The sequence below is a fragment of the Gammaproteobacteria bacterium genome (genome assembly GCA_016716465.1).
Classification (GTDB): Bacteria; Pseudomonadota; Gammaproteobacteria; order SZUA-140; family SZUA-140; genus JADJWH01.
In genome coordinates this window covers 1-12,801 of record JADJWH010000003.1, presented here as the reverse complement: position 1 = coordinate 12,801, position 12,801 = coordinate 1, and the positions used below count along the sequence as shown (strand labels likewise).

Below are 12,801 nucleotides of genomic sequence, written 5' to 3'. Positions count from 1 at the left end.
CGTTCAGTTGAGCAGGTTTCCGATACGGTTCCAGGTGATGCCACCTTTGGCGGAATCCCAGTTCATCCATATCATAAACGCTTTACCGACCAGATTCTCTTCCGGCACCGTGCCCCAGAACCGGCTGTCGTTGCTGTTGTCCCGATTGTCACCCATGACGAAATAATGGGCTTCCGGCACGATGAACTCGCCTTCGGCGATGTGGCGGCTGTTCTGAATCAGGATCTCGTGCTTGACCTCGCCCAGCTGTTCCGTGCGCAGGCTGGCGCCGCTCATCCCCAGACCGGCGCCGACGCCGGCGTAGATGCCGACATATTCCTGCGTCGCCTTCTCCCCGTTGACGTAGACCATCTTGTCCTGATAGCGGATGCGGTCACCCGGAAGCCCGACGATGCGCTTGATGTAGTCGGTGGCCGGGTCCTTGGGGAAACGGAAGACCACGACATCGCCCCGCTGCGGCGCGCCGATATCCACCACCTTGGTGCCGACCAGAGGCAGGCGGATGCCATAGGAATACTTGTTGACCAGAATGAAGTCCCCCGCCAGCAGCGTCGGCATCATGGAACCCGAGGGAATCCGGAAGGGCTCGACCAGGAACGAACGCAGCACCAGCACAACCAGGATGATCGGGAAGAAGGAGCGCGCGTATTCGACCAGCAAGGGTTCCTTGCGAATGCGCCTGATCTGCTCCTCGCCCGCTTCCTGCCCCCCGCCCTGCGTCAGCGCGGCGGCGGCGCGCTCGCGCCGCGGCAGCAGCACATAGGCGTCGAACGCCCAGATCAATCCTGTCACAAGCAGGGCCACCACCATTACGGCTTGAAAGTCGAAATTCATTCTTTTTTCCCTGTATGTAATATCGCCAGAAATGCGTCCTGGGGAATCTCCACCGTTCCGATCTGCTTCATGCGCTTTTTACCCGCTTTCTGTTTCTCCAGCAGCTTCCGCTTGCGGGTGATGTCGCCGCCGTAGCACTTCGCGGTCACATTCTTGCGCAGCGCCTTCACCGTCTCACGCGCCACGATGCGGGCCCCGATCGAGGCCTGGATGGCGACATCGAACATCTGGCGCGGTATCAGTTCGCGCATCTTTTCCGTCAGCTCGCGACCGCGCGAGTTGGCGCGCTCGCGGTGGACGATGACGGAGAGGGCGTCCACCCGGTCGCCGTTGATCAGCAGGTCGAGCCGGACCAGATCAGCGGCCTGATAGCGGTCGAAGCTGTAGTCGAACGAGGCGTAGCCGCGGCTGACCGACTTGAGGCGGTCGTAGAAATCCAGCACCACTTCGCTCATCGGCATCTCATAGGTCAGGATGACCTGGTTGCCGTGGTATTCCATCTTCTTCTGGGTGCCGCGCTTCTCGACGCACAGATTGATGACGGACCCGAGATAATTCTGCGGCACGAGAATATCCGCCCGGATGATGGGTTCGCGGATTTCAGCGATGTAGCCCACCTCGGGCAGTTTGGACGGATTGTCCACCTCGATCACCTCACCCTTGGTGGTCATCACCTGGTAGACCACGGTCGGCGCGGTGGTGATCAGATTGAGGTCGTACTCGCGCTCCAGGCGCTCCTGCACGATCTCCATGTGTAACATGCCGAGAAATCCGCAGCGGAAGCCGAAACCCAGGGCCTGCGAGTTCTCCGGCTCGTAGAACAGGGAGGCGTCGTTCAGGCGCAGCTTGCCGAGCGCATCGCGCAGGCCCTCGTAATCCTCGGCATTGATCGGGAACAGGCCGGCGAACACCAGCGGCTTGATCGCCTTGAAACCGGGCAGTGGTTCGGCGGCCGGGTTGTCCGCCATCGTGAAGGTATCGCCTACCGGCGCTCCGTCGACCTCCTTGATGCCGGCGATCACGAAACCCACCTCACCCGCGCTGAGGCTTTTCGCCTCCTTCGGCTTGGGGGTGAATGTTCCCACCTTGCTACACGGGTAGCCGCGTCCGGTCGACATCACGGTAATCTTCTTGCCGACATCGAGCCGTCCCTCCATGACCCGAACCAGCGACACCACGCCGAGATAGTTGTCGAACCAGGAATCGATGATCAATGCCCGCAGCGGCGCCTTTTCATCGCCGCGCGGCGGCGGGATGCGCCGGATCAGTTCCTCCAGCAGGTCATCGATACCCAGGCCGGTCTTGGCGCTGATGCGCACCGCCTCGCGCGCCTCAATCCCGATGATGTCCTCGATCTCGCGGATCACCCGCTCGGGTTCCGCGGTCGGGAGATCCATCTTGTTCAGCACCGGTACCACCTCGAGCCCCTGCTCGATGGCGGTGTAGCAGTTGGCCACCGTCTGCGCCTCGACCCCCTGGGAGACATCCACCACCAGCAGGGCCCCCTCGCAGGCGGCCAGCGAGCGCGACACCTCGTAGGCGAAGTCGACATGGCCCGGGGTATCGATGAAATTGAGCAGATACGTCGTCCCGTCCCGCGCCGTGTAGTCGAGCGAGACGCTTTGCGCCTTGATGGTGATGCCGCGTTCGCGCTCCAGATCCATGGAATCCAGGATCTGATCCTCCATCTCGCGCTCGCTCAGGCCACCGCAACGCTGGATGATGCGGTCAGCGAGCGTCGATTTCCCGTGATCGATATGGGCGATGATCGAAAAATTACGAATGTGCCGCATGTATGGCGAATTCTTCCCGGTCCATAAAAATTAAAGGGGAGCGCCCAACGCGCTCCCCTGGCTATCATAACAGAGCCGGAAATGATCAGACAGTTACTGTTTGGCGTCCTCATCCAGTTTCAGGGCGAGGAAAATGGGGCTGCCCCGACGCTGCACCAGGATCGGTACCGCCTTCCCGGCCGGCAGATCGGCCACCAGTTTCTTGAACTGCTCCACCGTCCCCACATCGGCGTTGTTGAACTGCAGGATGACATCGCCCCTGCGGATTCCCGCCTTGGAGGCCGGGCCGCTCTCGATCGAATCGACCACGATCCCGCCCTTGCCGTCCAGTTCCTGTTTCTGTTCCGGGGTCAGATCCGCCACCGTGATGGCCAGACGCTTGATCCGGGTGCTGTCGCCGTCTCCGCTCGCCGCGGCCAGATCGAGCTCGTCTTCCTCCGGCAGTTCACTGATGGTGACCTTGAGGGTCAGGGGCTTGCCCTTGCGAATGACCTTGAGCGGCAACTTCTCCCCGATCTTGGACACGCCGACCATGGGCGGAAGCGCCCCGGAACTCTCGACCTCCTTGCCGTCGAACTCGACGATGACGTCACCCACTTCGATGCCCGCCTTCTGCGCCGGGCTGTCGGGCAGAACCCGCGCGACCAGCGCGCCGATCGGCTTGGTCATGCCGAAGGACTCCGCCAGGGTGCGGTCCACGTCCTGGATGAGAATCCCCAGCCACCCGCGCGTCACATGTCCCGAGTTGCGCAGCTGATCCACCACGCTCATCGCGATATCGATCGGAATCGCGAATGACAGGCCCATGAATCCCCCGGTACGACTGAAGATCTGGGAGTTGATTCCAACGACCTCGCCGTCCATATTGAACAACGGGCCGCCCGAATTACCGGGGTTGATCGCGACATCGGTCTGGATGAACGGGACATAGTTCTCGTTGGGCAGGCTCCTGCCCTTCGCGCTGACGATGCCGGCGGTAACCGAATGCTCGAAACCGAAGGGCGAACCGATCGCCAGCACCCAGCCGCCCACCTTGAGGTCTGCCGAACTGCCGATCTTTACCACCGGCAGGTTGTCGGCATCGATCTTGAGCAGGGCGACGTCGCTGTTCTTGTCGCTGCCCACCACCTCGGCGACGAACTCGCGCCGGTCACTGAGCCGCACGACGATCTCGTCCGCGTCCCGGATCACGTGATTGTTGGTGAGGACGTAGCCATCCTTCGAAATGATGAAGCCCGAACCCAGGGACTTCTCATCGAATTCCTCGGTACCGCCGCCGTCGCCGCCACGGTCGCCGAAGAAGCGCCGCAGGAAATCATCAAAGGGCTGCTGGTCGGGCATCGCCTCCCCGTGCGGATTGCGGAACTGCTCCTGCTTGATCTTGGTGGTGGTGCTGATATTGACCACCGCCGGACTGCTCTGCTCCACCAGTTCGGTGAAATCGGGCAGGTCCTTCACCGCCGCGCCCGCGCCCGTGGCAAACGTCAACAGCGCCAGCATGGCCATGCTCATCGACAGCCGCCACACTTTCCCTTGATCCGCATTACGCTTCATGAGCACTCCTGTTCGTTGCATCATCCATCCGATTCACATCTTGCGCCGGTAATCGCGCACGATGTCCTCTACCACGATCTTGTGTTCATCGGCCCCGGCCGTATCGGCGAAACCGACCAGACTGGGCTGATGACGGGGATCCAGTGCCACGGCATGGCCATACCGACGCACCCAGACCAGGCCCAGCAGGAAGCCCAGCGCACCGCACACGGCCGTGGCCGCATCCTTCGATTGCCACGAGAGGCCGTCCGCCAGCAGACCGCCGCCGATACCTCCCAGCAGCAGAAAGATCAGCGGCATGGCACTATACGGCAAACGAGCTGCGCGCCAGCGCGCCATCCTCGAGGCCCAGCACGACCCATTCGCCGGTCTTGGCGCCGATCGTATTGATCACGCGGATGCGGTTGACGCGGTTACCCAGCACCTTGGCGAGGACGCTGGTTCCGCAACCCTTCTGCACGGAACAACTGCCGCAGGTAGTCATGCGCTGCGTTTCCACCCAGGCATATTTCCCTCTGTTCCAATGACCTTTGCCGTTTCCGTCATCATGTCCGAGCGTGCCGATAGTGTCGTATGACTGGCGAGAAGAGCCCGCGGTTCCATCGATGCGGAAGCCGTTCCAGGCTTCACCGGGAAATGTCGGAAATATGCCGGGAGGCAGTTCCGGAACAGGGCGCGCAATGTGCGAGCGGGGATATGACGGAAAACCCGCGGCGGACGTTACCGATCCGGACCCGTAACCGACCAGCTGGACATAGGACAGCATCGCCTGGGTATCCGCCGCGCCGGGGCGTAGCGATGGGAATTCACCAGATAGTCGTACAGATCGGTCGCCGCCGGAGGATACCCTGCCTCACCGCCACGGTGGAACGGCGCGCGCGGCCGGTGCCACGGGTTTGGCGGCAAGCACGGCGACCGTGACGCTGCTCCGCACGGGCCGGCGGCGCGCCGCCACCAGTTGTACGCCCGCGGCGCGGAAGCCGGTGTCGGGTCACGGTCACGGCCATCGTCGGATCCTGCTGCGACCGCAACCGCGCGTGATGGAGGCCATGTTCATCGCCGTCCGGATTGCTGCGACCGTTGTTCAGCTCCATGACACCCACCCCGAATACCGCGATCGCGGACAGGGAGGCGGCCAGGGCGAATCCCATGGTGGCCCGGGCCTGTGCGATGTTCTGAAGGGGGCGGTAGCGGAGGAGATGGTGGCGCGGATTGAAATGGATGGGCTCGTGTTCGAGGCCAGTGCGACGCGTCCGGCCAGGTCCTGCGGGAGATGGGCGGCAGGTTGCCCTGCAAGGCGTCGCGGATCAGATGGTAGTTTCGCCAGCGTGCACCCGCCAGCTCATCGGTTTTCATCGCCCGTGACGCATGCCATGTCGCATTCGTCGAGCTCACCGTCAACCAGCAGGGAGACCTTGTCCGCGTTTCTTTCCATCATGGGCAACACCTGTCGTTTATGTTTATTTTGAACAGATTCAATCCAGCAGGGGCTTCAGCTTGGTATTGATGACCTCGCGCGCGCGGAAGATGCGCGAGCGCACGGTACCCACCGGACAGTCCATCCGCTCCGCGATCTCCTCGTAGCTCAGGCCGTCGAGCTCGCGCAGGGTGATCGCCATGCGCAGATCCTCCGGTAATTTTTCGATGGCACTGTGCACCGTATTCTGGATTTCGTCCCTGACCAGGAGGTGCTCCGGGGGTCGCGTACTCCTTGAGATCGGATTCGCCCTCAAGATACCCCGCCTCCTCGGCATCGATGTCCACACTGGGCGGCCGCCGGCCCTGGGATACCAGATAGTTCTTTGCCGTGTTGACTCCGATGCGGTACAGCCAGGTATAAAGCACTCTCGCCGCGAAAGCTCGGAAGGGCGCGGTACGCCTTGATAAACGCCTCCTGCGCTACATCCATAACTTCACTCTGATCATAGACATAGCGCGATATCAATTTAGTGAGCCTATATTGATATTTCTGTACAAGGATATCAAACGCTTTCTTGTCACCATTTTGAACACGTTCGACCAGTGCCTGGTCAACATTATTATCGCCCATCCGGGCTGGCCTCCCGCAAAGGCTTCGCGCCTTGCTCAAATGGTGTTGACAGTGTTGTTATCGTTTAGTTCAGGTGATTACGGTTTCTATTTCAGTCTTTTATGATATATAGCTAGTGTCCCCGGCGCGAGTGGGACGGGATTGTATCAGATTACCCTGCTGGGTCATCTGTAATACCATAATAAAATCAAGGCTTAATACCCCGCCATGGCTCCGCCCCGGCATTTCGACGTACTGATCATAGGCAGCGGGGCGGCTGGCCTCAGCCTGGCCCTGCGACTGGCCCCCTTCGCGCGCATCGCCCTGATCTCCAAGGCGGCCCTGAGCGAAGGCGCGACCCTGTACGCCCAGGGGGGCATCTCGGTGGTGCTCGACAAGGAAGACTCGCTGCAATCCCATATCGAGGACACCTTCAGCACCGGGGCCGGCCTGTGCGATCCCACGGTGGTCGAGTATACCGTCAAACACGCCCGCAGGTGTATCCAGTGGCTGATCGACCAGGGCGTCGCCTTCACGCGCGCCAGCGGATCCGATACCGGCACGGACTACCACCTCACGCGCGAGGGCGGGCACAGCCACCGCCGCGTGGTGCACGCCGCGGACGCCACCGGCCGCGTGGTTGAAACCACGCTGGAACGGAAGGCGCGCGAACACCCCAATATCACCATCTTCGAATATCACCTGGCCATCGACCTGATCCGGGAGAAGGTGGACGAATCCGGCGAGGCCCGCTGCGTCGGCGCCCTATGTGCTCGACCGCAAGACGCCCGGGGTCGGCGTCGTATCCGCGCGCTGCACCGTTCTCGCCACCGGTGGCGCGGGAAAGGTCTACCTCTACACCACCAATCCGGATATCGCCAGCGGCGACGGCATCGCCATGGCCTGGCGCGCGGGCTGCCGGGTGGCGAACATGGAATTCATCCAGTTCCACCCCACCTGCCTGTACCATCCCCAGGCCAAGTCCTTCCTGATCTCCGAGGCCGTGCGCGGCGAGGGCGGCCGCCTGCTGCTGCCCGACGGCAGCCGCTTCATGGACCGCTTCGACCCGCGCGGCGAACTCGCCCCGCGCGACATCGTGGCGCGCGCCATCGACCACGAGATGAAACGCCTCGGCGTGGAATGCGTCTTTCTCGACATCAGCCACAAGCCGGCGGAGTTCATCCGCGAACACTTCCCCACCATCCACGAGCGCTGCCTGGAACTCGGCATCGATATAACGCGCGAGCCGATACCCGTGGTGCCGGCGGCGCACTACCTGTGCGGCGGCGTCATGACGGATCTGCGCGGACGTACCGACATCGACGGCCTGTACGCGGTCGGCGAGATGACCTTCACCGGCCTGCACGGCGCCAACCGCATGGCCAGCAATTCACTGCTGGAATGCCTGGTGTTCGCCGAAGCCGCCGCCGAGGACATCGCGCGGCGCCTGCCGGAGTTCGCACCGCCGCGCGCGCTGCCGGCCTGGGATGAAAGCCAGGTCACGGACTCGGACGAAGAGGTGGTGGTGGCGCACAACTGGGACGAGCTGCGCCGCTTCATGTGGGACTACGTCGGCATCGTGCGCACCGACAAGCGCCTGCAGCGCGCCCAGCACCGCACCGAGCTGCTCAAGCACGAGATCGACGAATACTACGGCAATTTCCGCGTCACGCGCGACCTGCTCGAGCTGCGCAACCTGGTGCTCATCGCGGAACTGATCATCCGCTCCGCGCTGCAGCGCAAGGAAAGCCGCGGACTGCATTTCACCCTGGATTATCCGGCGTCCGACCAGGCGCAGGCGCCGTGCAACACCATACTCACGCCGAAGCACCGCGGCGGCGCCGGCGCATCAGGCGGGATAGGCCGACCCGGCGGGCTCGGCGCGGCGCAGACCGAGCCGGACGCGCAGGCGGCGATAGGTGTCGCGATCGAGACTGTCCGGCAGCAGGACGACCGAGCAACGGCGCTCCCCGGCGAAATTGAGTACGGTCAGCCACGGATGCACATAGGAATCCGGACGCAGGCGGCACACGCGCGTCCGCCCTCCCCGCTCGACCAGGCGCCATTCACCATCGCGCTCCCATACCAGCGCCACGACGTCGCCGTCCCCGCGCATCAGCACGCGGGCCGAACAGCTCCGCGCAAGACACAGGAGGACCAGGATGGCCAGCAGCGCGCCCGTCACGTTCCCGAGCGGCAGAAACGGTATGAACGCCAGCGCCCCGGCATGCGCGGCGGCCAGATAGAGCGCGAGCCGGCGCGAACGGCGCAGGTCAAGCCGCAGCGGCGCGGCGTATGCTGGCGATGACATCGCAGACCTCCCGATCGCTCGGCGGCAAGCCCCCGAGGAAGATATTCCAGCAGCAACTGGTCCGGGTAGTCGAGCAGGCGCCGGAACGCCGCCCGCTCGGCGTCCGCTGCGCCATCGTAGGCGTGATCGAGGTACGCCTGCAGCAGCAGGTCGAGTTCCCGCATGCCGCGGCGGCACTGCCAGTGCAGCCGCGCGCGCTCGCGCGCCGCGTCCACGGGCGTCCATCAGATGAACTGCTTCAGCATCATCTGCTTGATCTCCCCGATGGCGCGGGTGGGGTTGAGCCCCTTTGGGGCAGACCTGCACGCAGTTCATGATGGTGTGGCAGCGGAACAGCTTGTAGGCGTCCTCCAGCTCGTCAGGCCGCTCCTCGGTGGCCTGGTCACGGCTGTCGGCAGGAAACGGCGCGCCTGCAGCAGCGCCGCGGGGCCGAGGAACTTGTCCGGGTTCCACCAGAACGACGGGCAGGCGGTGGAACAGCAGGCGCACAGCACGCACTCGTACAGGCCGTCGAGCCGTTCGCGCGCGCTCCGGGCTCTGGCGGAACTCGACCTCCGGGGCCGGGTCGTGGTTGATCAGGTACGGCTTGACGGCGCGATACTGGCGGTAAAACTGCTCCATGTCGACGACCAGGTCGCGGATGACCGGCAGGCCGGGCAGCGGGCGGATCTCGATCGGCTGTTTCAGGTCCTTCAGCGGGGTGATGCAGGCGAGGCCGTTGCGGCCGTTGATGTTCATGCCGTCGGAGCCGCACACGCCTTCGCCGCAGGAGCGGCGGTAACTCAGCGTCTCGTCCTGCGCCTTGATGCACGCCAGGGCGTCGAGCAGCATCATGTCGGGCGTGAGGCCGTCGACCTCGTAGGCGCGCATGACGGGACCGGCGTCGCTCTCCGGATTGTAGCGGTACACGGAAAATCGCATGCGTTCCATGATCAATACACCCCTGGGCTTGGGGAAACAGGCTCCACGGTGCGCGGCTTCATGCGCACCGGCTTGTAATCCAGCGCGCCGCCGTCCTTGAAATACAGCGAATGCTTCAGAACCAGTGCTCGTCGTCGCGCAGCGGGTAGTCGATGCGCGAATGCGCGCCACGGCTCTCCCGCCGCGCCAGCGCCGAGGTCACCGCCGCCAGCGCCACGTCCATCAGGTTCTCCAGCTCCAGCGCCTCGATGCGCGCGGTGTTGAACACCCGGCTGCGGTCGTTCAGGCTCACATGCTGCAATCTCCGTTCCAGTTCGCTCACCTTCATCACCCCTTCCCGCAGCACGTCCTCGGTGCGGAACACGCCGCAGTAATGCTCCATCGTGCGCTGCAGCTCCGCGCGCAGGCCGCTCACCGTCCCGCCGCCGCGCCTTCGTCCCAGCGCGCCAGGCGGGCGAGCGGCTGCTCGATGGTCTCGCGTTCGAGCACGCGGTGGTAGCGCCTCCTTCAGGTACTCGATGATGTGGTTGCCCGCCGCGCGGCCGAAGACCACGATATCGAGCAGCGAGTTGCCGCCCAGGCGGTTGGCGCCATGCACCGAGACGCAGGCGCATTCGCCGACGGCGTACAGGCCGGGCACCGGCTCCTCCGGTCCCTGGCGTTCCGGCGCCACGACCTGGCCGAAGCGGTTGGTCGGGATCCCGCCCGGTCGTGTAGTGGCAGGTCGGAAAGACCGGCACGGGCTCGGTCACCGGGTCGATGCGCAGGAAGGTGGTGCACCATCGCATGGATGCCGGGCAGGCGCTTGCGGATCACCTCGGCCGAGGTGGTCGAGCTTCAGCAGGACATGGTCGCCGTCCGGGCCGCAGCCGCGCCCTCGCGCACCTCGGTCGCGATCGCGCGGCTCACCACGTCGCGGCTGGCGAGGTCCTTCGCGGTCGGCGCGTAGCGCTCCATGAAGCGCTCGCCCTGGCCGTTGACGAGATAGCCCCCCTCGCCGCGCGCGGCCTCGGTGATCAGCATGCCCTTGCCGGCGATGCCGGTCGGGTGGAACTGGATGAACTCCATGTCCTGCAGCGGGATGCCGGCGCGCAACGCCATCGCCATGCCGTCGCCGGTGCTGATGCGCGCGCGTTGGTGTTGGTGCGGTAGAGCTGGCCCGCGCCGCCGGTCGCGAGCAGCGTCGTCTTCGCCTCGATCACCAGCGGCTCGCCGGTCTCGATGCACAGCACGAGCGCGCCGAGGATGTAGCCGTCATGGTCCTTGAGCAGGTCGATGGCGAAGTATTCGTCGAAGAAGTGGGTCTTGGCGCGGATGTTCTGCTGGTACAGCGCGTGCAGGATGGCGTGGCCGGTGCGGTCCGCCGCGGCGCAGGTGCGCGCGCCCGCTCGCCGCCGAAATTCTGGCTCTGGCCGCCGAAGGGGCGCTGATAGATCTTGCCGTTGTCGAGGCGCGAGAACGGCACGCCAGCGATCTCGAGTTCGATCACCAGGCGCCGCGGCCGGCACACGTATTCAATGGCGTCCTGGTCGCCCAGCCAGTCGCTGCCCTTGACGGTGTCGTACATATGCCAGTGCCAGTTGTCGGGCAGCACGTTCGCGAGCGCCGCGTTCATGCCGCCCTGCGCGGCGACCGTGTGCGAGCGCGTCGGAAACACCTTGGACACCACCGCCACCGAGGCCTCCGCCTGCGCGAGCTGGAGCGCCGCGCGCAGCCCGCCGCCGCCGGCGCCGATGACGAGGGTGTCGAAGCGGCGGCGTTCCACCTGATTGCCGGCGTAAGCGCTCATCCGCGATGGAGGGTATACAAGGTCTGCAGCACCCACAGGCCGGTGCCGGCGAGGCCGAGCCCCGTCAGGGCGAGCAGGACCAGGCGCGGCGACAGCGCACCCGCGTAATCGATGATCACGTCGCGCATGCCGACCAGGCGTGCAGCAGCAGGGCGCCGAAGAACAGCGCGGTCGCCAGCCCGACCAGCGGATCCGCCATCCAGGCGCGCCATGCGGCATAGAGCCGGCAGCGCAGCGCGCGAGGCTCACAGGCGAACAGCAGGTAGACCACAATAGATAGACCGCGCTCAGCCGCCGCCAGAGCCAGGCGCGCAATCCCAGGGCGCGGCGGTTCATAGCAGATACAGGGCCGCGCAGAACATGGCCAGCACGCCGCCGGCGAGCACGGCCCACGCGCTCGCACGGGCGCCGCGCAGCTCGACGCCGACGTCGAGGTCGATGAGCAGGAAGCGGATCCCGGCCAGCAGATGATGCGCGAACACCCACGCCAGCAGGATCAGGACGACGCGCGCGCCGTCGCCCTGCAGCAGCGCGAACACCTCGGCATAGCCCTCGGCGTCCGCCAGCGAGCGGTCGAAGAGATAGGCCAGCACGGGTATCGACAGCACCAGCAATACGCCGCTGAGGCGGCCCGAGGACAGCACGGCCATCACCGGTAGGTGGTGCGGGTCAGCGAAAGAAAGACCGGCCGTTTCTGGTATTGGGGCTGTCACGCCGTCTGGGTAGCTCGGCCGCTTTCACGTCCAGCCTTACACCCCTGCGGATGAATTCCGCTATGATCCCAGTTCCGATCCTAAATCCTTGATCCACGCTTGAATCCGCGCTGGAACACGTTCCTCCTCGAGGCGGGCGCCGCGCTCGAGGATGACCGCGTCGAGCACTTCGGCAATCCCCGGCGCGAGCTGCAGGCTCCGACAGCGGGGACGTCATCGCGGACCTGTCCCAGCGCGGCCTGATCGGCGTCCATGGCGCGGACGCCCGCAAATTCCTCCAGGGACAGCTCACCAACGACATCGACCTCGTCGTCGAGGGCTGCAGCCAGCTCAACGGCTGTTGCAGCCCGAAGGGCCGCCTGCTCGCCCTGCTGCGCGTGTTCCGCCGCGACGACTCCTATTACCTGCTGCTCCCGCGCACCCTGCTCGGCGACACGCTGGCGCGCCTGAAGAAATACGTGATGATATCCAAGGTGACGCTGGAAGACCTGGGACGCGTCGCTGATCGGCGTCGGCCTCACCGGCCCCCGCGCCGAGGGAGATTCTCGGGGACCTGCATCGGAACCGGCCCCGCCCGACGCGGGCGCGCTGGGCCGCGGCGGCGCCTGACCGTGATGCGGGTGCCGGGCGCGCATGCTCGCGCTTCGCCCTACGGCCCGCCCGCCGACATGGAACGCCTGGACGGCGCTGGCCGCCCGGGCCGCGCCGGTCGGCGCCGCGGCCTGGGACCGCCTTGACATCCTCGCCGGCATCCCCGGACATCTCCCCGCCACGGTCGAAGAGATTCATCCCGCAGACCGTCAACCTGGAACTGCTCGGCGGGATCAATTTCAGGAAGGGCTGTTACACCGGCCAGG

The 12,801-nt window shown here is 65.0% G+C and carries 8 protein-coding genes and 7 pseudogenes; 3 read left to right on the top strand and 12 right to left on the bottom strand.

The window, feature by feature from the left end; translation table 11 throughout:
• Window positions 1-3: 3 nt before the first annotated feature.
• The 7 genes and pseudogenes from lepB to rpoE all read right to left on the bottom strand — a co-directional run bounded on the left by lepB (window position 4) and on the right by rpoE (window position 6,231).
• Window positions 4-834, bottom strand: a complete 831-nt coding sequence (gene lepB, locus IPM20_07590; protein ID MBK9131478.1) for a signal peptidase I — start codon at window positions 832-834, stop codon at window positions 4-6.
• On the bottom strand, window positions 831-2,627 hold the full coding sequence (lepA, locus tag IPM20_07585) for an elongation factor 4 (protein MBK9131477.1): 1,797 nt from the start codon (window positions 2,625-2,627) through the stop codon (window positions 831-833). Before lepA ends, lepB begins: the two co-directional genes overlap by 4 nt.
• A gap of 93 nt (window positions 2,628-2,720) precedes the next feature.
• On the bottom strand, window positions 2,721-4,139 hold the full coding sequence (locus IPM20_07580) for a DegQ family serine endoprotease (GenBank protein ID MBK9131476.1): 1,419 nt from the start codon (window positions 4,137-4,139) through the stop codon (window positions 2,721-2,723).
• Window positions 4,140-4,214: 75 nt separating this feature from the next.
• On the bottom strand, window positions 4,215-4,481 hold the full coding sequence (locus IPM20_07575) for a SoxR reducing system RseC family protein (protein MBK9131475.1): 267 nt from the start codon (window positions 4,479-4,481) through the stop codon (window positions 4,215-4,217).
• 4 nt (window positions 4,482-4,485) lie between these two features.
• Window positions 4,486-4,665, bottom strand: coding sequence for a SoxR reducing system RseC family protein (locus IPM20_07570; GenBank protein MBK9131474.1), 180 nt, complete (start codon window positions 4,663-4,665; stop codon window positions 4,486-4,488).
• 569 nt (window positions 4,666-5,234) lie between these two features.
• On the bottom strand, window positions 5,235-5,537 hold the full coding sequence (locus IPM20_07565) for a hypothetical protein (GenBank protein ID MBK9131473.1): 303 nt from the start codon (window positions 5,535-5,537) through the stop codon (window positions 5,235-5,237).
• Window positions 5,538-5,656: 119 nt separating this feature from the next.
• Window positions 5,657-6,231 (bottom strand): annotated as a pseudogene (gene rpoE, locus IPM20_07560) (RNA polymerase sigma factor RpoE).
• Between the two features lie 207 nt (window positions 6,232-6,438).
• Between rpoE and nadB the strand changes: the two are divergent.
• Window positions 6,439-8,518: pseudogene (gene nadB, locus IPM20_07555) on the top strand (L-aspartate oxidase).
• On the opposite strand, the pseudogene IPM20_07550 reads toward nadB, so the two are convergent.
• From IPM20_07550 to sdhC, 5 genes and pseudogenes are all read right to left on the bottom strand, one after another.
• Window positions 8,484-8,685 (bottom strand): annotated as a pseudogene (locus IPM20_07550) (succinate dehydrogenase assembly factor 2). The pseudogenes nadB and IPM20_07550 overlap by 35 nt on opposite strands.
• 60 nt (window positions 8,686-8,745) lie before the next feature.
• A pseudogene (locus IPM20_07545) lies at window positions 8,746-9,442 on the bottom strand (succinate dehydrogenase iron-sulfur subunit).
• An 11-nt stretch (window positions 9,443-9,453) separates the two neighbouring features.
• Window positions 9,454-11,231: pseudogene (gene sdhA / locus IPM20_07540) on the bottom strand (succinate dehydrogenase flavoprotein subunit).
• A pseudogene (gene sdhD / locus IPM20_07535) lies at window positions 11,228-11,567 on the bottom strand (succinate dehydrogenase, hydrophobic membrane anchor protein). The pseudogenes sdhA and sdhD overlap by 4 nt, the downstream one beginning before the upstream one ends.
• On the bottom strand, window positions 11,564-11,881 hold the full coding sequence (sdhC, locus tag IPM20_07530; protein MBK9131472.1) for a succinate dehydrogenase, cytochrome b556 subunit: 318 nt from the start codon (window positions 11,879-11,881) through the stop codon (window positions 11,564-11,566). The pseudogene sdhD and the gene sdhC overlap by 4 nt, the downstream one beginning before the upstream one ends.
• Window positions 11,882-12,159: 278 nt before the next feature.
• Here sdhC and IPM20_07525 point away from each other — a divergent pair, with 278 nt between their 5' ends.
• Window positions 12,160-12,681 carry a hypothetical protein gene (locus IPM20_07525; GenBank protein MBK9131471.1) on the top strand — a complete coding sequence of 174 codons (522 nt, stop codon included), beginning with the start codon at window positions 12,160-12,162 and terminating at the stop codon, window positions 12,679-12,681.
• A pseudogene (locus IPM20_07520) lies at window positions 12,578-12,801 on the top strand (tRNA-modifying protein YgfZ). The gene IPM20_07525 and the pseudogene IPM20_07520 overlap by 104 nt, the downstream one beginning before the upstream one ends.

What these genes read in the sequence shown, in the direction of transcription:
- IPM20_07580 (MBK9131476.1), bottom strand. Translation starts at nt 4,139, where the DNA reads ATGAGCATGGCCATGCTGGCGCTGTTGACGTTTGCCACGGGCGCGGGC.
- IPM20_07575 (MBK9131475.1), bottom strand. Translation starts at nt 4,481, where the DNA reads ATGCCGCTGATCTTTCTGCTGCTGGGAGGTATCGGCGGCGGTCTGCTG.
- sdhC (MBK9131472.1), bottom strand. Translation starts at nt 11,881, where the DNA reads ATGGCCGTGCTGTCCTCGGGCCGCCTCAGCGGCGTATTGCTGGTGCTG.
- IPM20_07570 (MBK9131474.1), bottom strand. Translation starts at nt 4,665, where the DNA reads ATGACTACCTGCGGCAGTTGTTCCGTGCAGAAGGGTTGCGGAACCAGC.
- IPM20_07565 (MBK9131473.1), bottom strand. Translation starts at nt 5,537, where the DNA reads ATGAAAACCGATGAGCTGGCGGGTGCACGCTGGCGAAACTACCATCTG.
- lepB (MBK9131478.1), bottom strand. Translation starts at nt 834, where the DNA reads ATGAATTTCGACTTTCAAGCCGTAATGGTGGTGGCCCTGCTTGTGACA.
- lepA (MBK9131477.1), bottom strand. Translation starts at nt 2,627, where the DNA reads ATGCGGCACATTCGTAATTTTTCGATCATCGCCCATATCGATCACGGG.